We start from the raw sequence: 21312 nt of genomic DNA, 5'->3' as shown, positions 1-21312 counted from the left end.
TCAAGGGGTCGTGGGTTCAAATCCCGCCAGCCCGACCGGATCACGGTCACTACTACTAGGTGGTGGCCGTTTGCCGTCGCTAGAACACCAACATGGTCTGGGGATGGTCGTCAAGGAGATCGCCTAGCGGTGCGACACGCCCGATAGCGACGCCGCCTGGAGCTTTGCGCAAGGCGCACCGATTGCCAACATCAGCGTTTCGTCTCTGCGCGTTGCGCTGAAGGGCGCCAAGCTCCCAGTCCAGGACTCCCTGACGGCGCCCCGAGCAAGACGGCTCCTGGCAGCTGTAGCGGCACCAGGCCTGTAGAGGAGGAGGTACCAGGGGCGGCACGGTGCGGCGTGCAAGCTGCGACATCGGGAGCGTGTCCTGCTGCTGCCATCGGCGTATCGTCTCAACCTGCTTGGGGCCTCAGCCCCTGTGAGCCTCAATTTCCAGGCGCGTTTTTGGGGAATAATGAGACCGAGTGAAGGGCCATTGGTCTCATCTTCGAGGCCTGAGCGTAGATCACAGGCGGTGGTTACAGGGATTCTTGCCATGGCTTCGTGAAGCTCCCTGCTCCTGAGAGGCTGCGTACGGGTCAAGCGGATCGTGTCCAACCTGACCTTCAGACTCTCCGGTCTAGGGTCGTTCGACGGCGCACCGACCTCGACGGAGACGATGGCGTACTTGGGGAATTGCGGGTCTGTGTCAAGGTGGCGGAAGGGGGCGGGGCAGAGGCGCACCCATCTCGGCGGACCGGGGGTCGGTACCCAGCCTGCAACACACACAGTCTCCTCATACTTCGTCGACGGAGTCGGCGTGGCCTTGACCAGGATCATCACTGTGATGCGTCGGCCAAGCCGGTCGAGGACCGATGCGCGGGACGCCACATTCGTACCTTGTGCCTCCAGGTCGCACGATCAACCTCCGGACTGGAGACGGAAGGTACGAACCCGGCGGGCAGCGGCCCGGTGAAGGTACGTCCTGACAAGCCAAGATACGAACCCGACACCCAAGCACCTGGCGAGAACGGCTCAGTAAGGCCACCCTCGTGCACGAGGTCGCTGGCAGCATCGAGCAGCCGGGCGGGGTTACGGACGGTGTCCCTGCGGGTCGGCGTCTCGGCCGCTCGTTCTCCTAACGTGGCATGGTGTTTTGGGTCCGGTTTTGCTACGCTCGCAAGCGGATCATCTGGTCCGCTTCGTCTCGGAAGGGAACCCCATGACCATCGCCATCACCGGCGCCTCCGGTAACCTCGGCCGCCTCGTCATCGAGGACCTCATCACCCGCAGCTTCCCCACAGCCGAGATCGTCGCGATTGTCCGCACCCGCGCGAAGATCTCGGACCTCGCCGAGCGTGGTGCCATTGTCCGGGAGGCCAGCTATGGCGACGTCCCAGCGCTGACTGCAGCCCTCGACGGCGTCGATCGAGTCCTGCTCGTTTCCATCCCCGGCCCCGGCGCCCGCGATGCGCACCGCAGCGTCGTCGATGCCGCGAAGGCAGCTGGAGTCAGCCACCTCGCATATACGTCTATCCCTCACGCAGACACGTCCAGCAACCCCCTCGCCATTGAGCACGCGGCAACCGAGATCATCATCTCCGAGAGCGGGCTTCCTGCGACGATCCTGCGCAACGCCTGGTACCACGAGGTGTACACGCGGGCACTGGGGGAATATCTCGCCGCCGGCGAGGTGGTCGGCTCCACCGGGGATGGCCGCGTTGCTGGCGCCGCCAGGGCGGACTTTGCTGTCGCTGCGGCCACCGTGCTCACCACCGACGGCCACACCGGCCACACCTACGAACTCGGCGGTGAGTCGTTTACCCTGGCCGACCTCGCCGCCACCGTCGCCAAGGTCTCCGGTAAGCCTGTCGCCCACCGCAACCTCACGACAGCCGAGCACATTGCCCACCTACAATCCTCTGGCATTGACGTCGGCACTGCGAGCTTCATCGCGGCTGTCGACGCATCCATTGCCAAGGGCGAGATGGACACCGACTCCGGCGATCTCACTCGCCTCGTCGGACGACCCTTGCGCCCCCTCGCCGAGAGCATCCGCGCCGCGCTCTAGCCTCGAGTTTTCATCGTGGGGGTGGTGAAAGTGGGGTGAAGGTGTCGTTTCGCCTGGAATGATGCGGGTTGTTGAGATCCGAGAGTTCCGGGGGAAGGACACCTTCGTGGTGGAGGGTGCCGGGTTGTACCCGTGTGTGGGTGCGGAGTCGGGGGATGTGCCTGCGGTAGGGCTGGCCGGGGCGAGGCTGTTCGGGTCGTGGGCCTGGACGCCTTGCTGTCGAAGGCTGTGTCGTCGTGGTGGGACCCCTGGGCGGTGGGGCAGTGGGCGTGGGCCCTGGCCGGAGCGGGCGCCCCTACCGCCGGTGTCTCGGCGGCCCACCCGTTGGTGATCGCCATCGACGCCACCGTCGTCGAGGTCCACTCCGAGAAATGAGGGCGCGGCCCCGACCTTCAAGAAGGGAGTCGGCTACCACCCCCTGACCGCGTGGATCGACCGCGGAATCGATGGTGGGGGTGAGTGCGCGGTGATCATGCTGCGTCCCGGTAACGCCGGGTCGAACACTGCCGCCGACCACGTTGAGGTGATCTCCCGGGCGCTGGAGGCGGTCGGTCTGGGTCCCCGGCCCGGGCAGCGGGGCCTGGTGCGAGCTGACGGGGCCGGAGGGACGAAGGAGACCATCGAGCTCCTCACCCGCCGGTGGGTGTCCTACAGCGTGGGATTCACCCTGCCGGACCACACGCCGCGGGTCTACGACACCATTCCCCAGACCGCCTGGACCCCCGCCTGCAACGCGGATGGTGAGCCCAGGCAGGGGGCCGACGTCGACGAGATCACCGATCTCGATGCCGACCACCTCGCAGCGGGCGAGCACCTCGGCCACCCGGCGCAGCTCGGCCAGGCTCAGGCTGCCGTCGACGAGGTAATCGGTCGGCAGGATGCCGGGCGCCAGCACGTCGCAGTCGATGTGGATGTAGACGGGCCTGCCGACCACCGCCCCCTGTGCCGCTCAGCGAAGCCCTCGCCAGGATCCACGAGGGAGCTACCCGCCGCCTCAATGAGCTCGGCCTCGGGCGGGTCGATGTCGCGCACCCCGCCCACAGCGCCTCGTGGTGGGCCGCGAGCGCAGCCTGCTCCTCGCGGGTCAGGACGACCGGGTAGGAGCCGTCGCCCCAGCCGGAGTGCGACAGCACGACATTCTCCCCGTTCGTGGCCAGTGGCATGACAATGTTGGCCGCGCCGGCGCGGTAGTGCTCGGCGCTGTCCATGAGCTCGAACCAGGAGCCGGGCTCGCCGGAGTCGAAGAGCCCGTCGTACCAGTCGGCGCCATCCGCCGGCATCGCGGTGTCGACGGCCTCGTGGTCGACGAATCCGACGGCGCCCGCATCGACCCCCACACCGTTGTCACCACCGTCGATCGTCTCAGCCTCCTCCACGGAGTCCGCCTCGCCGTCGGCCAGGACGACCGAGAGGTAGGCCTCACGCCGGTGCGAGCCGTCCTGCGCCTTCGAGATGTCGGCGATAGTGACCCGCACGGGGTAGTCGCCGGGCTCGACGGCGTAGACTCGCCCGTCACCCAGCGACGAAGGGGTCGCAGGCCTCGATCCGTCCCGAGGGCACCCGCAGCACTCCCAGGTCGGTGAGGCTGAGCGCCGCCGTCTCGGCGGCGAAGTACTCCGAGGACTTGTTGCCGAAGCGGCTGGGAACCGGGCCGGAAGTCAGTGCGTAGAACTCAAGATCGCTCATGGGCACGATGCTAGGCACAGACGCCGACGGCGCCAGGTGGAGCCCGACCCATCGGCCGGATGAGCCGGTGGCCGATGGGGAGCGCGCACCCATGACAGCCGCGGTCGGCCCGCCGGACACTGGAGGGGGCGCCCCTGGGCCGCCTCCAACGACACGAGCGACCACCCCGACAACAGGAGCGATAGGAGTGACGAAAAGGACCTGACACCCACCCGCCTCGCTCGCTGGCCGCATCTTAGGTCCGCCCTAACGCGCCGCGATCGAGGCGTCCATCGTGCCAGGCACAGCATCATAGGTCTCTTTCTTGTGAGAACCGACAACTTCTCTGAGACGGCTCAGGGCACAAGATGCATAGTTCCCAGCGCCACGGTGTCTGTAGCCTGAGATGGAGGTCATCGGTTCGTATGTGCCCGCTGAGCGCATACGAGCCTCAGCTGCCCGGCGTCCTGGACCGGGGCCGGAGCACAACCACAGTCCCTCGTCTCTTCCTTCACCCTGATCAACCCTGAGGAGAACACACCCATGACCGACGGCGCCACACCCCTGGCCGGCGCATCCAGCCAGATCCTCTTCGCTCCCGCCTACGGATCCTCGCCCTACCGCCGGCGCACCGTCATCTCCGACATGCAGGACGCCGGGGCCTGGGTCAAGTCGAGCACCGGCGGCTCGATGCGTGCCGCCACCACCACCTTCGCACGCGGCACGCAGTCCCTGGAGCTGACCACCACGGGCGACCCCGCCCAGCCCACCGCGATCGACCTGGCGCTCGGCGGCGTCGACATGTCCCAGTGCCAGTGGGACCTCATGCTCCGGGCCGAGGACCACCAGAAGATCGACGGGATCTGGCTGGAGGTGGGCCAGGACGACTCCTCCTACCTCCGCCTCGACGTCACCCCCGACCCCCGGACGCTGCGCACGGGCGGCTGGAGCCGGGTGACCGTCAACCGTGCCAGCACCCGTTCGGTGACCGGCCGGCCCGCGCTGACCGGCGTCACCCGCGTCCGCGTGCGCGTCAACCCGAAGTCGGGTGCCGGTCCAACCCGGGTCTGGCTGGGCTACCTGGGGCTGCTGCCCGCGGAGGACAGCGGCGTGGTGTCCATCTCCTTCGACGACGGCTACGACACCGACTACACCACCGCGCGCGTCATCATGCAGCGCCACGGCATCCCCACCGGGACCTCCTACGTCATCGCCGACAAGATCGGCCTGCCCGGACGCATGACCCTCGACCAGCTCAAGGAGCTGCGCGACGTCCACAACTGGGAGATCGCTGCCCACGCCACCACCGACCTGACCACCCTGGACGAGGCCGGGCTGCGGGGCGAGTTCGAGCGGATCAAGAGCTTCCTCATCGACAACGGCCACCACGACTCGGCCCACCACTTCGCCCTGCCGATGGGGCGTTACAACGAGCTGGTCCTCCAAGTCGCCCAGCAGTACTTCTCCTCGGTGCGCACCATCGACGTCGCCCACGAGACGGTCGTGCCGGGGGACCCGATGCGGCTGCGCGTGTTCTACACGGGCCGTTACACCACCGAGGCCCAGGTCAGCCGGGCCCTGGCACTGTGCGCGGAGCACCACTCCTGGACGCACATCGTCTTCCACCGCGTTCAAGCGGTTCCCGACGGCGCCCCCGAGACGGTCGACGCCGCCACCTTCGAGGCGTTCATGAGGCAGGTGGCCGCCTCCGGTCTGCCGGTCAAGAAGGTCGCCCAGATCGTTCACGGCGTCTAAGACACCCCCGGTGCCTCCGTCGGCGGCACCGGGGGCATCGGCGCCAACGCGGCCCCACTGGGCCCGGCTCACTGTCCACACGCGCCCAACCGCGGGCGGCCACTCGCGGCGCGCGTCGCCACCTCATCGTCACCCTGTTGACATGCCCATCCCGTGCCCACCCTGAAAGCCACTGAAATGCACTGGTCCTTTGGAATGTTCGTCGTCCTGGTGTGCCTGCTCATCGTCACCTCCTGCCTCGTGGTCAAACTGACCTTCAAGCGCGGGATGAACCCCAAGGACGAGCAGCGCATGCACTCCGGGGGACAGCGTCGGTGGCGCACCACCCGGCGTCCCGTGGCCACCCACGAGGAGGCCGCGGCTTTCGCCAAGGAGTCCGGGCTGCCCCGCGCCCTGGCGAGCACCTCCGGATTCTCACCGGCCCTGCTCATCATCAGCCTCGCCCTGGCCGCCTGGCTCTACTGGCGGGTCATCATCACCACTCAGGCCAGCTTCGACCCCTGGCTCATCTGGACCTTCAACATCGTGTTCGTCATCGTGGCCGCCCAGCTGCTCCTGGCCAGCTTCGAGGGCCGCATCCCCGGGGGTCACAAGCACCACCGCATCGCAGTGCTCATCCCCCTGTACAACGAGGATCCCGAGGTGGTCCACCGGATGCTCACCGCGCTGGTCAAGCAGTCCACCCCGCCCGACGAGATCCACGTCGTCGACGACGGATCCACCCAGGGCAACTACCGGGAGCAGAGGGAGTGGTTCATGCGCCTCATCGCCGGCGAGGGCATCTACGGCACCTGGCAGCGCACGCGGAACCGGGGCAAGCGCCACGCCCAGGCGCAGGCCTTTCAGCAGATCCACGACGCCGACCTCTTCGTGACCGTCGACTCCGACTCGATGCTCGACTACGAGGCGATCAGGGAGATCTCCCACCCCTTCAAGGACCCCACGATCATGTCGGTCGCCGGGGTGATCCTGGCGACCAACTCGAAGGTCAACCTCCTGGCGCGGATCACCGACATGATCTTCGTCGGCCAGCAGCTGACCGACCGCTCATCAATGTCCCGCCTGGGCTCGGTCCTGGTCAACTCCGGGGGACTGGCCGCCTACCGGTACCAGATCCTGGCCGACAACATCGAGACCTACATGAACGAGAACTACCTGGGGCGCCACGTCGAGTTCTCCGACGACTCACTGCTCACACTCTTCGCGCTGCTCAACGGCAGAACAGTCCAGCAGCCCACCGCCTTCGCCTTCGCCTGGATGCCCGACCGGTGGAGCCACCACTACCGTCAGCAGGTGCGCTGGTTCCGCGGCTCCTTCATCCGGGGCCTGTGGCGCATCCGCTTCCTGCCGCTGCGCTCCTGGGGCTGGTGGCGCCAGGTCACCGGGTGGATGCAGCTGTGGACCGTCAGCGCGGTGTTCATCTACCTCGTCATCCTGCGTCCGCTGACCACCGCCCACGGCATCCCCATCGAGGTCGTCATCGTGCCCATCCTCATCGGCCTGGCACAGAACTCGCGGTACGTGCGCGTGTGGCGCTCGGACACCACCGCCCTGGAGCGCTACAGCCTCCTCCTGCTCTCACCGCTGGCCACCTTGTGGACGACCGTCATCCTGCGCCCGCTGCGCATCTGGGGAATGCTGACCAGCGCCAAGATGGGTTGGAACACCCGCCAGCGGATCGAGGTGACCTCCTCGGAGGGCGAGGAGCCCACGCAGACCGCCACAGTCGCCTGAGCGGGCCGGGACAGGCGCCGGGCAACCGCTCGCCGACGAGCAGGCGCCCTGCGGCGCGGGCCTGCCCCTGACCGAGCAAGGAGCGCCGATGACCCGCCATGTCCTGCGCCGCCGCACCGCTCTGGCCACCGCGCTCCTGCTGACCGCCTGCGGCGTGGCGGCCTGCTCGCCTGCCGGCGGGAGCCCGGGCGGCCGGGGCACCCCGAGCATGGCACCGAGCCCGGTGGCCAATCCCTTCGACTCCCTGTACGCCCCGGACTTCGCCCTGACGGCGCTGTCGGCCGACCCCGTGCCCGACGGCCTGGAGCCGCAACGCGCCACCGGACTGGACACCGCGGTGCTCGAGCCGGTCTACGGCACGCGCCTGTACGGAGCGACCTCCGCGGACGAAGGACAGGGCGGGCGGATGCGCCACGAGTACAGCCGCCGGCAGGCCTTCAACGCCGACAACACCCGCTACCTCGCCCAGGACGGCACCGGCGCCTGGCACCTGTACGACGCCGCCACCTTCGCCCACCTCGGCGCCGTGCCCGAGCTCGTCGGCGACTGCGAGCCCCTGTGGCACGCCGCACAAACCCAGACCCTCCACTACACGAGCCGCAACGGCGGCACCACCTGGTGGTCCATCGACCTGGACACCGGGGAGTCCTTCGAGCTGCGCCCCCTCTACCCGGCCGACGGGGAGGCCTACGCCCTGCACGTCTCGGGCCAGGCCTTCGACCGGCCCGGCTGGGCGACCCGCTGAGCGCGACGCACCAGAGGCGCCGGCCGGCCCCATCGGCTCCGCCACTGGCGGAAACACCCCGGTTCTCGACCGCCGGGCATAGTGGGTCCGCCACCGCCTGGGACAATGGCCCTCGTGACAGCCCCACCCGTGACCCCCGCCCTGCCCGAGCACGTCGACCTGCGCCTGGTCGTCACCGACATGGACGGCACGCTTCTGGACGGCAGCGGCCACGCGCCCCCGGGCCTGGAGCGCACCATGGAGCGGATGGGCGCCCACGGCGTCGTCCTCGTGCCCGCCTCGGGCCGCCAGCTGGCCAACATCCGGGCGGTGCTCGGCCCCGTGGCCCAGGACAGCCCCTTCATCGCGGAGAACGGCTCCTACGTCGTCCAGGGCGACGAGGAGATCCACTCCGACACCATCGCCGCCGCGCAGGTACGCACGGCCGTGACCACCACCCGCGAGCTGGCGGCCGCGGGCCAGGACATCGGTGCCGTCGTCGCCACGAAGCACCGGGCCTACATCGACCGCGGGGACAGGCGCTTCGTCAACGAGTGCGTGCACTACTACTCCGAGCTCGAGGTAGTCGACGACCTGCTCGCCCTGCCCCTGGACGAGGTGCTCAAGGTCGCCGTCTACTCCTTCGGCGACATCGAGCGCGAGGCCGCACCCACCCTGGCCGCCGCCGTCCCGCAGGTGCAGACCGTCGTCTCCGGGGCCCACTGGACCGACATGATGTCGCCCCGGGCGTCCAAGGGCCGGGCCCTGGAGGCCCTCCAGCGCCGCCTGGGCGTCACCCCCGACCAGACCGCGGTCTTCGGCGACTACCTCAACGACCTCGAGCTCTACGAGCACTCCTCGCTGTCCTTCGCCATGGGCAACGCCCACCCGCAGGTCCTCGCGCGGGCCCGCTACACCGCCCCGGCCAACACCGACCACGGCGTGCTGAGCACCGTCGAGGCGCTGCTCGACCGCATGGCCTGAACCAACCCGGCCGGCTCAGCCGCGCAGCGCCCGCCCCAGTGCCTCGAGGGCCTCGGCACGGAAGTCGCGCATGGCCGACGACCACGTGCAGTGGTCGGCCGCGTGGTACATGCCGGGCTCGAGACGCACCTGCACGTGGGCCCCGCCGGCTCGCAGGCGCTCGGCGTAGTCCAGGTCCTCCTCGACGAACAGGTCGAGCTCACCGACCCCGATCCACGTATCGGGCAGCCCCGACAGGTCCTCGCACCGGGCGGGTACGGCCAACGGACGCCCCTCGGACTCACCGGCTCGGTGACCCAGGTAGGCCGACCAGCCCTCGGCGTTGGAGCGCGCCGTCCACACGTACTTGCCGCGCCCGGGCACCTCCACCCCGCCCGCACCCGTGCGATCATCGAGCATCGGGTCGATGAGCAGCTGGAAGGCCGGCCGGACAGCGGCCAGGCCGCCGCCCTCTGCCCGCTCGTCCCGAGCCCGCTGGGCCAGGGCGGGCGGCCAGCACCCCGACGGCGCTCAGTCCCGCCAGCGCCAGGGCGCCGAGGGATACCCGGCGCCGTCCCAAGGCGCCCATCACGACGCCCCCGGCCCCGGGGGCGAGTCGAGGAGGGCCTCGATGTCCTCGACCGCGGCCCCGCCTATGCCCCGCAGGGCGTCGAGCTGGCGACGCTCCTTCTTCGTCGGGCGCCCCGACCCACGGGCGCGCAGGATCGGCGCCGGGGCGTCCAGGGCGGAGGGCAACGGCTCGGAGACATCCTCGTAGGCCGTGCGCGCCACCGGTGCGCCCACCCGCTTGACCAGGACGCGCCTGACCACGAGGCGGCGGTCGAAGCCCCGGACGCGGTAACGGATCTCGTCGCCCACGCTCACCTGCTGGGCCGCCTTAGCCGTCTCCCCGTTGACACGCACATGCCCCGCCCGGCAGGCGGCCGTCGCCGCCGAGCGGGAGCCGACCTGGCGCACGCTCCACAGCCACACGTCCACGCGTGCCGAGACGGGCCCGGCCTCGGTGTGCTCGGTCGCCGGCTGGGACCGTGCCCGTCGTCGCGTCATGCCCACCATCCTAGGGCGGCCCCGCCCTGCGGTGTCATCGGCCTCGTCCCCGGCGCGATCGCTGTGCCGTCCGGCGCAGTGCCCGGCGCGCCTTGAGCAGGACGCCGGTGCCCAGGAGGGCCAGACCCACCGCTGCCAGGAGCGCGGGGCCGGGCTCGTCGGTCAGCCCCCGCACCGTCGTCGTGGTGCGCTCCAGCACCGAGGGCGCACCGTCGCCCCCGGCGGCGCAGTCGGTCAGGGTCTCGCGCAGCGCCCGGCTGTCGGCCTCGGGAAGTCCCAGGGAGTAGACCGAGGCCACCGACACGAAGCGGTCCGCGTACTGGCAGCGGTAGGAGTCCTTGGGCCACCATCCCGAGCCGGCCGCGGTCTGCCACGTGCCGGTCTCGGTCGACCCCATCGGACAGGTCGCCGGCCCGCAGCCGGACTTCGACTGGTTGGCCTGTCCGTCGACGGCCAGCAGGTTGAGCGGGTCGTTGGCGGCCAGGAGGCGGGTGCGTGCGTCCCACTGCCAGGCCCCGTGGGCGTATAGGTAGCTCAGGGGGATGACGTGGTCGACCTGGACCGCCGCGGAGGTGTCCTGGCCGCGTTGGAAGGCCACGGTCGTGCCGGTGTAGGGGTCGTGCAGCGTGCCGGACCACACGGTGGCGTCCGGGCAGACGGCAGCGCCCTGGCCCACACCCTCGCCGCGCCCCTGCGTACCGGGAGAGCGCGAGAAGTCGGGGTCGGTCAGGTCCCGGGCGAGGATCTCGTTGCGGGTGTCGCAGCCATCGCCGTCGACGTCCTCCCACGACTCGCCGAACCACCCGGTGCGCGAGCCCCCCTCGCCCCAGGACACCGGTGCGGGGGAGTCGGCCGGCAAGGCCTCGAGGGCCAGGAGGGCCTCCTGGCTGGACAGGACGAGGTCGCCCCGAGAGTCCCACTCCACCTGGGCGGCGGCCGGAACCCCCCAGGGCAGGAGCGCTAGGACGAGCGCCAGGACGGCCGGCGACCGCATCGGGCAACCCGGGGCCGGCGGTGTCAGGGGACGATGTAGCCGGCGGCGCGGAAGACCTCGTACCACTGCTCCCGGCCGAGCCTCAGCCCCGCCCCAGCGGCGGCCGCGCGGACCCGCTCGGGCCGGGTGGTGCCCAGAACCACCTGGATGTCCGCCGGGTGCCTCGTGATCCAGGCGGTGGCGATCGCCTCGGGGGCCACCGAGTACTCGGCCGCGAGGCGGTCGATGACCGCGTTGAGCTCGCCGAAGCGCGTCGTGTCGCCCAGGAAGGGACCCGTGCCGTCGCCGTTCTGGAAGGGAGACCACGCCTGGACCGTCGTGCCGGTCAGGCGGCAGTAGTCGAGGATCCCGTCGGTGCGCACGACCGACTGGTCATGGCGCATGTTGAGGGCCACGCCCTCGGCGATCATGTCGGCATGGGTCACCGACAGCTGGAGCTGGTTGGCGACCAGGGGCTGGTCGACCACCGAGTGCAGGAGCTCGAGCTGGCCGCGGGTGTGGTTGGAGACCCCGAAGTGCCTGACCTTGCCCGAGGCGCTCAGGGCGTCGAAGGCCTTGGCGACCTCCTCGGGCTCGACCAGGGCGTCGGGGCGGTGCAGGAGAAGCACATCGATGTAGTCGGTGCGCAGAGCCGCCAGCGACTGGTCGACCGAGGACAGGATGTGTTCGCAGGAGAAGTCGAACCACCCGAAACGGATGCCGCACTTGGTCTGAACAATGACCTGCTCGCGCTCGCCGGCGCCCCACCCCAGCGCCGAGCCGAAACGCTCCTCGCACAGGTGGTCGCGGCCGTAGATGTCTGCGTGGTCGAACATGGTGATGCCCGCGTCGAGGGCGGTACCGACCAGGGTACGGATCTCGGCGTCGCCCATGTCGGCAATGCGCATGAGGCCGAGGATGACGGAGGGGGCGCTCAGCGTCGAGCCGCCCAGGGGGATCATTCGCATGGACGGAGCCTAGATCATGACGCCGCCGGCCGCCGCCTGCGGGCGTTGGGCTGTGGACAACCGCCCCGGGTGGTCCCTCAGCTCGAGACCGGGGACAGGGCGGAGGCGGCCGGGGCATCGAGGTACCAGGTGGTGCGCTCCCCGCGCCCGCAGGAGGCCGGGGCGGTGAGGACCTCGGGTCGGCCCAGGCCGAGGGCCGCCGCCTGCGCCTTGCCCGCACTGGCCGCCACGACCATGACCTCCCGGCCCCGCTGGATCACCTCGAAGGTCAGTGAGACCCGTTCGGGCGGAGGCTTGGGGGAGTGGCGCACCGCCACCGTCGTGCCGGTGGCCAGGGCGGCGTCGTGGCCGGGGAACAGCGAGCACACGTGGGCGTCGGGCCCCAGCCCCAGGTGGATGACGTCGAAGCGTCCGTCGGCCGGGCCGTGGCGCTCGAGCTCGGCACGCAGCGCCTGCGCCGCGGCCTGGACATCGGCGACCTCCTCAGGCCCCGGGACGCGGTGGAGGCGCGCCTCGGGCACCCCCGCCGCCACGAGCGGCTGGGCCAGGGCGTCGTTGCGGTCGGCGTGACCGCGCTCGACGAAGCGCTCGTCACCGAACCACAGGTGGATCTCCTCCAGGCCCGCACCGGGTCGCAGGCCCGCGTGCTCCAAGGCGGCGGGCAGCACCTCTGCCAGGGCCTGACCGCCCGAGCCGCCGGTCAGCACGAGGTGGGCACTGCCCCGCTCGGCGACGGCCGCGGCCAGCGCCACGGCGGTGTCCTGCCCGGCGCGCTCGGCGGCATCCTGCAGCGTCGTGTGGACCAGGACCCGGGGGTCCTGGAGCGCTGCCGCGCCCGCCTCGATGGCTGTGCGGGCGGAGTCCTCGTGTGCTGCCGGCCGGCTCATGACAGTCCTTTCGTGCCGTTGTCGGCGCTATCCGAGCACTGCGCGGCGAAGGAGGCCAGGACCTCTTCGTAGACAAGGTCGGGGGTCAGGCGGCGCAGCTCCTCGTTCATCGTCGACACCGGCTCGCGCCTGGCCATGATGACGACCTGCGGCTCCTGGGCGCCGGGCCGGCAGATCGAGACCCGCTCGTGGTCCGTGCGAGCGATGACGAGCTCCCCGGCCGGGGTGCGCGCGGTGATCGTGTCGATGCCGTGGGCCCCGGGCACGTCGACGCGCTCGACCGGGACGCCGAGCCGCAGCCGCAGCCAGCTGACCATGAGTGAGACCGAGGCGTTGGACGGCTCCCCGGCCACGACGAGGTCCTTGATGCCCTCGTCGCGCAGCACCGGGTCGAGGATCGAGGCCACCATGGCGCGCCACAGGGTGATCCGGGTCCAGGCCAGGTCGATGTCCCCGCGGACCGAGACGGGGGCCAGCGCGGCCAAGGCCGCCGAGGGGTCGGGCAGGGCCGGGGTGTTGGTGATCCGGGTGCTGGCCAGGCGTCCCAACGGGCTGGAGGCGGGGTGCTGCGGGGGAGCGCAGGGCCACCAGGCGACCACCGGCACGTCGGGCAGCAGGAAGGGCACGACAAGGGCGTCGACGTGCTCGGCCACCCTCCCGTGGGGCAGGAGCACGATCGTCTCCCCGGCCCCGGCGTGGTGCCCGACGCGGATCTGGGCGTCCAGGCGCCCGCCGGGCTCGCACTGGTCGCCGTCACCGGGCCGCACGAGGGCCACGATCCGGCAGGGGTGGTCGCGGCTGGCGCCGTGGGCCGCCTCGAGGGCCTCCTCGAAGCCCGCGGTGTCGGTGTCGACGACCAGGGTGAGCACCCGCGATCCGTCGGCCACGCCCTCGTGGGACAGCAGGGCCGAGACGATCCCGTCGGTGGTCGTCGCGTCGAGGGTCGTGATCATGAGCGCCTCCAAGTGCGGTGGTCGCGGGCGAGGAGCTCGTGGGCGGAGTCCGGGCCCCAGGACCCGGGCCGGTAGTCCTCCGGCCGGCCGTGGGCCGCCCAGTGCTCGATGACGGGGTCGAGGATCCGCCAGGACAGGTCCACCTCGCGCTGGTGGGGGAACAGGGGGGCGTCCCCGAGCAGGGCGTCGAGGATGAGGCGCTCGTAGGCCTCGGGGGACTCCTCGTTGAAGGTCGCCCCGTAGCCGAAGTCCATGGACACGTCGCGCAGCTCCATCTGCGTGCCCGGGACCTTGGAGGCCAGCCGCATCGTGATGCCCTCATCGGGCTGGATCCGCAGGACGACGGCGTTGGATCCCACGCCGGCGGTGGCCGCGGGGCCGAAGGGCAGGAAGGGCGGCTGCTTGAACACGACCGCGACCTCGGTGACTCGGCGCGCCAGGCGCTTGCCGGCGCGCAGGTAGAAGGGGACCCCGGCCCAGCGCCGGTTGGCGATCTCCAGGCGCAGCGCGGCGAAGGTCTCGGTGCGCGAGTCCGGGTCGACACCGTCCTCATCGAGGTAGGCGCGCACCGGCACCCCGCCCTGGTAGCCGGAGGCGTAGCGTCCGCGCGCCGTGGTCGCGTCGAGGTCGAGCAGGCCGTGGCGCTCCAGGCGCACCGCGGCGAGCACCTTCTCCTTCTCGGCCCGCACCTCCGGGGCGCTCATGCTCGTGGGCTCCTCCATGGCCGTTAGCGCGAGCAGCTGAAGCAGGTGGTTCTGGATGACGTCGCGGGCCGAGCCGATCGTGTCGTAGTAGCCGGCCCTCGTGCCGATGCCGATGTCCTCGGCCATCGTGATCTGGACGTGGTCGACATAGCGCTGGTTCCACAGGGGCTCGAACATCGTGTTGGCGAAGCGCAGCGCCAGGATGTTCTGGACGGTCTCCTTGCCCAGGTAGTGGTCGACGCGGAACACGTCGTCGGGCCGCACGATCCTGCCCACGAGCTCGTCGAGCTCACGGGCGCTGGCGCGGTCGTGGCCGAAGGGCTTCTCGATGACCACCCTCCGCCAGGACCCGGCGGCCTCGTCCACGAGCCCCGAGGCGGCGATCCGCTCGGTGACCGCTGGGAACCACCCCGGCGGGATCGACAGGTAGAAGGCGCGGTTGCCGCTCGTCCCGCGGCCGGCGTCCAGCCTCTCGACGACCTCGGTCAGCCGGGCGTAGGCCTCGTCGTCAGTGAAGGAGTCGAACTCCACGAAGCGCATGCCCGCGGCGAGCTGGTCCCAGATCGCCTCACGCCACGGGGTCCTGGCCCGACGGCGGACGTGGGAGGCGACGTAGTCGCGCATGTCGTCGTCGGTCCACTGCCTGCGCCCGACGCCCACGAGGGAGAAGCTGGGGGACAGCAGGCCCCGGTTGGCCAGGTCGTAGATGGCGGGCAGCAGCTTGTGCCGCGCCAGGTCGCCGGTGATGCCGAACATGACCAGGACACAGGGCTCAGCCACGCGCGGCAGGCGCAGGTCGCGCGGGTCCAGGAGGGGGTTGGTCCGGGAGCGGGTGTCCGCCGAGGAGTGGCGTGCTGGGTCGAAGAGGTCCACGGAAGCCTTCCTGCTCGACAACGCCCGGTCGCGGGCCTTGCCCGCCCACTGTAGATGATCCCCCTCGGCCGAGCCCAGCGCCGCGCGGCGGCGGCCGGGGTAGGCTCGAGCCGGGGCGCCCCCGGGCGCGCCGGCCATCCACGAGCAGCACGCTGCCGGGCCCGCGGGCCCGGCGCTCACGCGCAGGACACGAAAGGCATCACATGAGCGACTTCGCCCCGGCCCCGGGAACGGCTGACATCGGCGTCTACGGACTGGGGGTCATGGGCGCCAACCTCGCCCGCAACCTGGCCCGCCACGGGCACTCGGTGGCCGTGTTCAACCGCACCCTGGCACGCACCGAGCGGCTTATCGAGCGCTACGACGACGAGGGCGACTTCGTCCCCGCGGCCCGCCTGGAGGACTTCGTGGCCTCCCTGAGGAGCCCGCGCGTGGCCATCATCATGGTCCAGGCGGGGGCCGGCACGGAGGCCGCCATCAACCAGCTGCGCGAGCTGCTCGAGCCCGGCGACATCATCGTGGACGCCGGCAACACCTTCTACAAGGACACCCAGCGGCGCGAGGCCTCCTTGAGGGACCAGGGGATCCACTTCGTGGGCACCGGCGTGTCCGGCGGCGAGGAGGGAGCGCTGGAGGGACCGGCGATCATGCCCGGGGGGACGGCCGAGTCCTACAAGCGCCTGGGGCCGATGCTCGAGTCGATCTCCGCCCACGTCGACGGCGAGCCCTGCTGCACCCATGTCGGCCCCGACGGCGCCGGGCACTTCGTCAAGATGGTCCACAACGGCATCGAGTACGCCGACATGCAGCTGATCGCTGAGGCCTACGCCCTGCTGCGCCACGTCGCCGGCCTGAGCGTGGCCGAGACCGCCGAGGTCTTCGAGACCTGGCGGACCAGCGAGCTGGAGTCCTACCTCATCGACGTGACCGCCGAGGTGCTGGCCCGGGTCGACCCGGCCACCGGCGCGCCCTTCGTCGACGTCGTGCTCGACGCCGCGGGCCAGAAGGGCACGGGGGCCTGGACGACCCAGACCGCCCTCGAGCTGGGTGTGGCGGTGCCGGCCATCGCCGAGGCCACCTTCGCCCGCGCCGTGTCCTCCTCCGAGGCGCTGCGCGCCGCCGTGCGCGCCGTCGACCTGGCACCGGGCACGACCCCTGCGGCCGTGGAGAACCGGCAGGCCTTCATCGACTCGGTGCGCCAGGCCCTCTACGGCTCGAAGATCGCCGCCTACGCGCAGGGCTTCGACGAGATCGCCACGGCCTCGGCCGACAACGGCTGGGACGTCGACCTGGGGGCGATGGCCAGGATCTGGCGCGACGGCTGCATCATCCGCGCGCGCTTCCTCGACGACATCATGACCGCCTACGCCCAGGACCCCTCCCTGGTCACCCTGCTGGCCGCCCCGGCACTGTCCTCCGCCCTCCAGTCCGCCCTGCCGGCCTGGCGCGAGGTCGTGGCCACCGCCGCGCTCACCGGTGTGCCCGCCCCGGCCTTCGCCTCCTCCCTGGCCTACGTCGACCAGTTGCGCGCCCCGCGCCTGCCGGCCGCCCTCATCCAGGGCCAGCGCGACTTCTTCGGCTCCCACACCTACCACCGCGTCGATGACCCGGCCGGCGTCTACCACGTCCTATGGGCCCAGGAGGGCCGCCCCGAGGAGAAGTGGGACTGACCCGGTGACCGGTGCATCCCAGGCCCCTGCCCGCCCCAGGGGCAGGGGCAACATCGGTCGTGCCGAGGCCGCGTGGCGCTCCGGGCGCTGCGGCTCGAGGCCCTCGAGGTCGTCGTCGACCTCCTCGAGGCCCAGCAACCCGGCTCCGACGGCTTCGAGGTCAGCGCCACCCTGAGCCTGACGGTCCGGGTCCCCGGCGTCAGGGGCCTGTGGGTGGACTTCATCGGCGAGGAGGTCCGCGAGCTGGTCCTGGACGGCGAGCCCGTCGCCCCGGCCTGGGACGGGGCGCGGCTGCCCCTGCCCAGCTATCTGACCGCCCTGGCCGCCGGGCCGCGGCACCGGGTGACCTCGTCGTGGTCCTCGCCCCTGCGGCCCCAGGACCCCGCCGTCGAGCTGTCCTGGTCCTGCCGGGCCAGCCTGGCCCGCTACCTCGACGACGAGCCGATGGCCGTCACGACGGCAGGACTCGACCTGTTCGACTGGGTCGACGACTTCCCCTACCCGTGGGGCTCCTACGACAGCGTCCTGGTCCCCGAGTGCAACTTGGGGGCCATGGAGAACCCCGGCTGCGTCACCTTCAGCGAGCACTCCTACCTGTTCCGCGGCCCGGTCACCCGCGCCCAGCGGGCCGAGCGCGCCGGGACGATCCTGCACGAGATGTGCCACATGTGGTTTGGCGACCTCGTCACCCCCCGCTGGTGGGAGGACGCCTGGCTCAAGGAGTCCTTCGCCGAGGCCTGGGTGGCCTTCGTCTCCAGGCGCAAGGCCTGAGCCTACCGGGAGGACTCCCGGCCCTCGACCACCCACCCGATCGTCGCCGAGGTCGACGACGTCCAATTCGCGCTGCAGGCCTTCGACGGGATCACCTACGCCAAGGGCGCGGCTGTCCTCAAGCACCTCGTGGCCCACCTGGGCCACGAGGTGTTCCTCGAGGCGGTCAGGAGCTGGTTCACCCGGCATGCCCACGGCAGCGCCGACCTGACCGACTTCCTGACCACCCTGTCGGCCGCCTCCGGCCGGGACATGGAGCCCTGGGCCCGGGTCTGGCTGCGCACATGCGGGCCCGGGCGTGGATCCGTGCCGCCGGCCAGTGCCCGGGGCTCGACCCGGCCGCCTGCACGCTGTGGGCCGACCGGCTGCGCCTGCTGGGCGGCGGCGGCCTGGAGGACCTCCTGGCAGGATTCGCCGTCGACGGGCACCGGGAGCTGACCGCGGCGAGCACAGCAACCTACCTCGCCGCACTCGAGGTGCTGTGGGCCTCCCGGCCCCAGGAGTCGGCCACGCGGCTCGTGGCGGGGCTCTTTCCGGCCTCGGGCGACGCCCGCGACCTCGAGGCGGTCCAGGAGTGGCTGAACGAGCACCCCGACGCACCGGCGGCGCTGCGCCGCCTCATCCTCAAGGCCCGCGACGACCTGAGGCGGGTGCTCCAGGTGCGCGCCGCCGCACGGCGGGCCCACGCGTTGCGAGGGTAACGGGGGGCGACGGTATGGTGAGCCCATTGCGGTGCGACGGGCACCGCCATACCTGAGGGGCACAGATGTCGAGCACGCCGATCGAGCCGGATCCCACGTCGACCCAGACCTTCGGGGCCATCGATATCCAACAGGAGTCCGCGGCCCCCCTCCTGGGCCTGTCGCAGCAGGACCGTGCCGCGATCGCCGCCCTGCCCGCGGGCACCGCGCTCCTGCTCGTCCAGCAGGGCCCGACCACCGGCGCCCGCTTCCTGCTTGACTCCGCCGAGACAACGGTCGGCCGCCACCCCCGCGCCGACATCTTCCTCGACGACGTGACGGTCTCGCGCAAGCACGCGATCTTCGCCGCCCTGCCCGAGGGCGGGTTCGCGGTGCGCGACTCCGGCTCGCTCAACGGCACCTACGTCAACCGTGAGCGCGTCGAGCAGGCGGCGCTGCGTCCGGGCGACGAGGTTCAGATCGGCAAGTACCGGATGACCTACCACCCGGGCCCGCTGCAGGCCGCCTCCCGGTGAGCGCCGCCCCCGCCAAGCGGCCGGCCGCCGAGCCCGAGCCCGAGGACCGTCCCGCCCCCGTCCCGTGGCCCCGGGACGTGCCCCGCGAGCCGGTCATGAAGATCAGCGAGCTGGTCGACCGGCTCAAGACCGAGTTCCCCGCTCTGTCGATCTCCAAGGTGCGCTACCTCGAGGGGGAGGGGCTCATCTCGCCCCACCGCGTCGGCAACGGCTACCGGCGCTACTCCAAGGCGGATATGGAGCGCCTGCGCTACGCCCTGACGGCACAACGCGACGAGTACCTGCCCCTGTCGGTCATCCGCGACCGCCTCGCCGCGCTCGACGCCTCGGCTGACGCCCCTCGGCCCGCGCCGGTCGCCCGGGTCGTGGCCGCCGACGGCCACGGCATGCCCGGCTCGACCCTCGCCGTCGAGGACCTCATCCACCACACCGGTGCCACCGCCCAGGAGATCGACGAGCTCGTCGTCATCGGGGTCATCGCCCCCGACTCCCAGGGGCGCTACGAGTCACGCGCCCTGGGGACGGTCGAGCTGGCGCTGCGCGCCCACCGCCTGGGCATTCCGGTGCGCAACCTGCGCGTCGTGCGCTCGGCGGCACAGCGGGAGGCCGACACGATCGCGCTGGCCGTCCAGCACAAGCGACGCCGCTCGGCCACCGCGGGGGAGGACGCCGCCTCCGAGCTCGCGGGGGTCATCGCCGAGCTGCACGCACGCCTGTTGCACGGCTCCGTCCAGGAAGCCGACTGAGCAGCGCCGCGCCACACCGGGCGGCCCGTTTCCAGGACACGTGAGCGCAGCGCCCGTAGATTGGCGTCATGCGCACCATGGCTCTGGCCGCCATTCGATCGACGGCTCTGGGAAACGGTCTGGTCGCGCTCCTGGTCGAGACTGACGGACCGGGGGTGCTGGCCGTGCCGGTCAGCGCCCGCGAGGGCATCACGCTCTCGGCCCCCGACGTCGCCCCGCGGCCGACATGGCCGGGCATGGTCGCCGAGCTGGGCGGTCTGCTGGGAGGACGGGCCGAACGCGTTCTGCTCGATGTCGACGCCGACGCGCACCTGTGCGCCTCGGTCATCCTCAGCAGGGACGCCTCGGAGTCGACGCCCACGACGGTGGCCTGCACCCCCTCCGACGGCCTCGTCCTGGCCCAGACCCTGTCCCTGCCGATCATGGCCACCGCCGCCGTCCTGCGTCTTAGGCAGGTCGACCTCGACGGCGAGGACCTGTGCGACCGTCTGGCCGCCTGGCGCGCCGAGCTCGTCCAGGCCACCGCGGCCGACGCCGGCGGCGCCTGACAGGGTGCTTCACAGGACCGAGAAGAGTCCCGCCGACCACCGCGCCTGCGACACGCGGGGCCTGTGGGACCCATGTGAATTCAGATGTGCACTCCGTCACATGGCGGTTGTGCTCGCACCCCACTTTCCAGCACGATGCCGCCATTTGCTCCGTCCCGCAACGGGACCGAGCAGACCTCGACCCGGCATTGAGACGGCACCGACACCGCTGTCGGCGCGCCCTTCGTTGAGCACGGGCGCCGCTGGATCTATCGTGGGCTCATGCCGGTCAACCACCGGCGCCGCGTGCACCTTCCCCGCACGCCCCGAGCTTGACAGGAGCATGCCAGTGAGCGCGATCGAAGCGAGCCTTCACGCCACCGCACCCCAGCGCGCGCAGGGGATGCTCTTCGGGGACCCCCTCGCCCAGCTCGACGCCTACACCGGCTACCGCGGCCCGATCGCCTGCCGCGCCGCGGGCATCACCTACCGCCAGCTCGACTACTGGGCCCGCACCGGGCTGGTCGAGCCCTCGATCAGGGGGGCCAAGGGCTCGGGCTCCCAGCGCCTCTACTCCTTCCGCGACATCCTTCTGCTCAAGATCGTCAAGCGGCTCCTGGACACCGGAGTCTCGCTCCACCAGATCCGCACCGCGGTCAACGCCCTGCACGAGCGCGGGGTCGAGGACCTGACCGCCATCACCCTCATGAGCGACGGCGCCTCGGTCTACGAGTGCACAAGCGCCGATGAGGTCATCGACCTGGTCCAGGGCGGACAGGGCGTCTTCGGCATCGCCGTGGGCAGGGTGTGGCACGAGGTCGAGGGCGACCTCGCCGAGCTGCCGGTCGACCGCGCGCAGGCCCCGGCGGTCGAGGACGAGCTCGCCCAGCGCCGCGCCGCCAAGCGGCAGGCGATCTGACACCGGCGGCACGGCCCGGCCCGGCTTACGCCGACTGACAACCGACGCGGCGCGCCCCAGGAGCCCGGGGACGGGGGGGCGCCCCGGGGGGTGCCTCCCGGTGGGCGTCGGGGCGGACGCCGACGCCGTCGGGGGCGCGGGTGCCC

At 71.4% G+C, this 21312-nt stretch carries 21 protein-coding genes and 2 pseudogenes; 14 read left to right on the top strand and 9 right to left on the bottom strand.

Going from position 1 to position 21312, the window contains the following annotated elements; translation table 11 throughout:
- Positions 1 to 1201 precede the first annotated feature (1201 nt).
- The 3 genes and pseudogenes from Q4C85_RS06195 to Q4C85_RS11765 form a co-directional block, all read left to right on the top strand.
- Positions 1202 to 2050, top strand: a complete 849-nt coding sequence (locus Q4C85_RS06195) for an NAD(P)H-binding protein (protein WP_303140636.1) — start codon at positions 1202 to 1204, stop codon at positions 2048 to 2050.
- 198 nt (positions 2051 to 2248) lie between these two features.
- A complete protein-coding gene (locus Q4C85_RS06190; protein ID WP_303140634.1) occupies positions 2249 to 2425 on the top strand; it encodes a hypothetical protein in 177 nt (58 codons plus the stop codon).
- Positions 2426 to 2435: 10 nt separating this feature from the next.
- Positions 2436 to 2774: pseudogene (locus tag Q4C85_RS11765) on the top strand (transposase); the annotation flags it as partial.
- Positions 2775 to 2823: 49 nt separating this feature from the next.
- On the opposite strand, the gene Q4C85_RS06185 reads toward Q4C85_RS11765, so the two are convergent.
- Together Q4C85_RS06185 and Q4C85_RS06180 are read right to left on the bottom strand one after the other, a co-directional pair.
- A complete protein-coding gene (locus tag Q4C85_RS06185) occupies positions 2824 to 3570 on the bottom strand; it encodes a DUF4241 domain-containing protein (protein ID WP_303140647.1) in 747 nt (248 codons plus the stop codon).
- On the bottom strand, positions 3563 to 3736 hold the full coding sequence (locus tag Q4C85_RS06180; protein ID WP_303140633.1) for a hypothetical protein: 174 nt from the start codon (positions 3734 to 3736) through the stop codon (positions 3563 to 3565). The genes Q4C85_RS06185 and Q4C85_RS06180 overlap by 8 nt, the downstream gene beginning before the upstream one ends.
- A gap of 522 nt (positions 3737 to 4258) precedes the next feature.
- Between Q4C85_RS06180 and Q4C85_RS06175 the strand changes: the two genes are divergently transcribed.
- The 4 genes from Q4C85_RS06175 (at position 4259) to Q4C85_RS06160 (ending at position 8912) form a co-directional block, all read left to right on the top strand.
- Positions 4259 to 5470, top strand: a complete 1212-nt coding sequence (locus tag Q4C85_RS06175; protein ID WP_303140632.1) for a polysaccharide deacetylase family protein — start codon at positions 4259 to 4261, stop codon at positions 5468 to 5470.
- Between the two features lie 153 nt (positions 5471 to 5623).
- Complete coding sequence (locus Q4C85_RS06170; RefSeq protein ID WP_303140630.1) at positions 5624 to 7204, top strand: glycosyltransferase; 1581 nt, start codon at positions 5624 to 5626, stop codon at positions 7202 to 7204.
- 88 nt (positions 7205 to 7292) lie between these two features.
- Complete coding sequence (locus Q4C85_RS06165; RefSeq protein ID WP_303140628.1) at positions 7293 to 7949, top strand: hypothetical protein; 657 nt, start codon at positions 7293 to 7295, stop codon at positions 7947 to 7949.
- 114 nt (positions 7950 to 8063) lie between these two features.
- Entirely contained in the window at positions 8064 to 8912 is an 849-nt protein-coding gene (locus Q4C85_RS06160; RefSeq protein WP_303140626.1) for an HAD family hydrolase, read from the top strand.
- A gap of 15 nt (positions 8913 to 8927) precedes the next feature.
- On the opposite strand, the gene Q4C85_RS06155 is transcribed toward Q4C85_RS06160, so the two are convergent.
- The 7 genes from Q4C85_RS06155 to zwf form a co-directional block, all read right to left on the bottom strand.
- The gene (locus Q4C85_RS06155) at positions 8928 to 9353 is read right to left on the bottom strand and encodes an alpha/beta hydrolase fold domain-containing protein (RefSeq protein ID WP_303140646.1); all 426 of its coding nucleotides are present in this window, start codon (positions 9351 to 9353) and stop codon (positions 8928 to 8930) included.
- Between the two features lie 126 nt (positions 9354 to 9479).
- Positions 9480 to 9959 carry an RNA-binding S4 domain-containing protein gene (locus Q4C85_RS06150; protein WP_303140624.1) on the bottom strand — a complete coding sequence of 160 codons (480 nt, stop codon included), beginning with the start codon at positions 9957 to 9959 and terminating at the stop codon, positions 9480 to 9482.
- 34 nt (positions 9960 to 9993) lie between these two features.
- Entirely contained in the window at positions 9994 to 10953 is a 960-nt protein-coding gene (locus tag Q4C85_RS06145; protein WP_303140622.1) for an HNH endonuclease family protein, read from the bottom strand.
- 23 nt (positions 10954 to 10976) lie between these two features.
- On the bottom strand, positions 10977 to 11900 hold the full coding sequence (locus tag Q4C85_RS06140; protein WP_303140620.1) for an aldo/keto reductase: 924 nt from the start codon (positions 11898 to 11900) through the stop codon (positions 10977 to 10979).
- A 77-nt stretch (positions 11901 to 11977) separates the two neighbouring features.
- Positions 11978 to 12787, bottom strand: coding sequence for a 6-phosphogluconolactonase (gene pgl / locus Q4C85_RS06135; RefSeq protein ID WP_303140618.1), 810 nt, complete (start codon positions 12785 to 12787; stop codon positions 11978 to 11980).
- Complete coding sequence (locus Q4C85_RS06130; protein ID WP_303140616.1) at positions 12784 to 13740, bottom strand: glucose-6-phosphate dehydrogenase assembly protein OpcA; 957 nt, start codon at positions 13738 to 13740, stop codon at positions 12784 to 12786. Before Q4C85_RS06130 ends, pgl begins: the two co-directional genes overlap by 4 nt.
- Entirely contained in the window at positions 13737 to 15317 is a 1581-nt protein-coding gene (zwf, locus tag Q4C85_RS06125) for a glucose-6-phosphate dehydrogenase (protein ID WP_303140614.1), read from the bottom strand. Before zwf ends, Q4C85_RS06130 begins: the two co-directional genes overlap by 4 nt.
- Before the next feature lie 203 nt (positions 15318 to 15520).
- Between zwf and gndA the strand changes: the two genes are divergently transcribed.
- The 7 genes and pseudogenes from gndA to Q4C85_RS06090 all read left to right on the top strand — a co-directional run bounded on the left by gndA (position 15521) and on the right by Q4C85_RS06090 (position 21166).
- On the top strand, positions 15521 to 16987 hold the full coding sequence (gene gndA / locus Q4C85_RS06120; protein WP_303140612.1) for an NADP-dependent phosphogluconate dehydrogenase: 1467 nt from the start codon (positions 15521 to 15523) through the stop codon (positions 16985 to 16987).
- 444 nt (positions 16988 to 17431) lie between these two features.
- Positions 17432 to 17962, top strand: a pseudogene (locus Q4C85_RS06115) (M1 family aminopeptidase); the annotation flags it as partial.
- 80 nt (positions 17963 to 18042) lie between these two features.
- Positions 18043 to 18459, top strand: a complete 417-nt coding sequence (locus tag Q4C85_RS06110) for a hypothetical protein (RefSeq protein WP_303140648.1) — start codon at positions 18043 to 18045, stop codon at positions 18457 to 18459.
- Positions 18460 to 18524: 65 nt separating this feature from the next.
- Positions 18525 to 18974: an FHA domain-containing protein gene (locus Q4C85_RS06105; RefSeq protein WP_303140610.1), complete on the top strand. Its 450-nt coding sequence runs from the start codon at positions 18525 to 18527 to the stop codon at positions 18972 to 18974.
- 95 nt (positions 18975 to 19069) lie between these two features.
- Positions 19070 to 19720 (top strand): MerR family transcriptional regulator, encoded by a 651-nt coding sequence (locus Q4C85_RS06100; protein ID WP_303140645.1) that lies wholly within the window; start codon positions 19070 to 19072, stop codon positions 19718 to 19720.
- 68 nt (positions 19721 to 19788) lie between these two features.
- The gene (locus Q4C85_RS06095; RefSeq protein WP_303140609.1) at positions 19789 to 20268 is read left to right on the top strand and encodes a bifunctional nuclease domain-containing protein; all 480 of its coding nucleotides are present in this window, start codon (positions 19789 to 19791) and stop codon (positions 20266 to 20268) included.
- A 382-nt stretch (positions 20269 to 20650) separates the two neighbouring features.
- Positions 20651 to 21166 (top strand): MerR family transcriptional regulator, encoded by a 516-nt coding sequence (locus tag Q4C85_RS06090; RefSeq protein ID WP_303140644.1) that lies wholly within the window; start codon positions 20651 to 20653, stop codon positions 21164 to 21166.
- Positions 21167 to 21312 lie beyond the last annotated feature (146 nt).

Source organism: Actinomyces sp., from assembly GCF_030524025.1.
In the GTDB taxonomy this organism is placed as follows: Bacteria; Actinomycetota; Actinomycetes; order Actinomycetales; family Actinomycetaceae; genus Actinomyces.
This window is presented reverse-complemented; position numbering and strand designations above follow the sequence as displayed.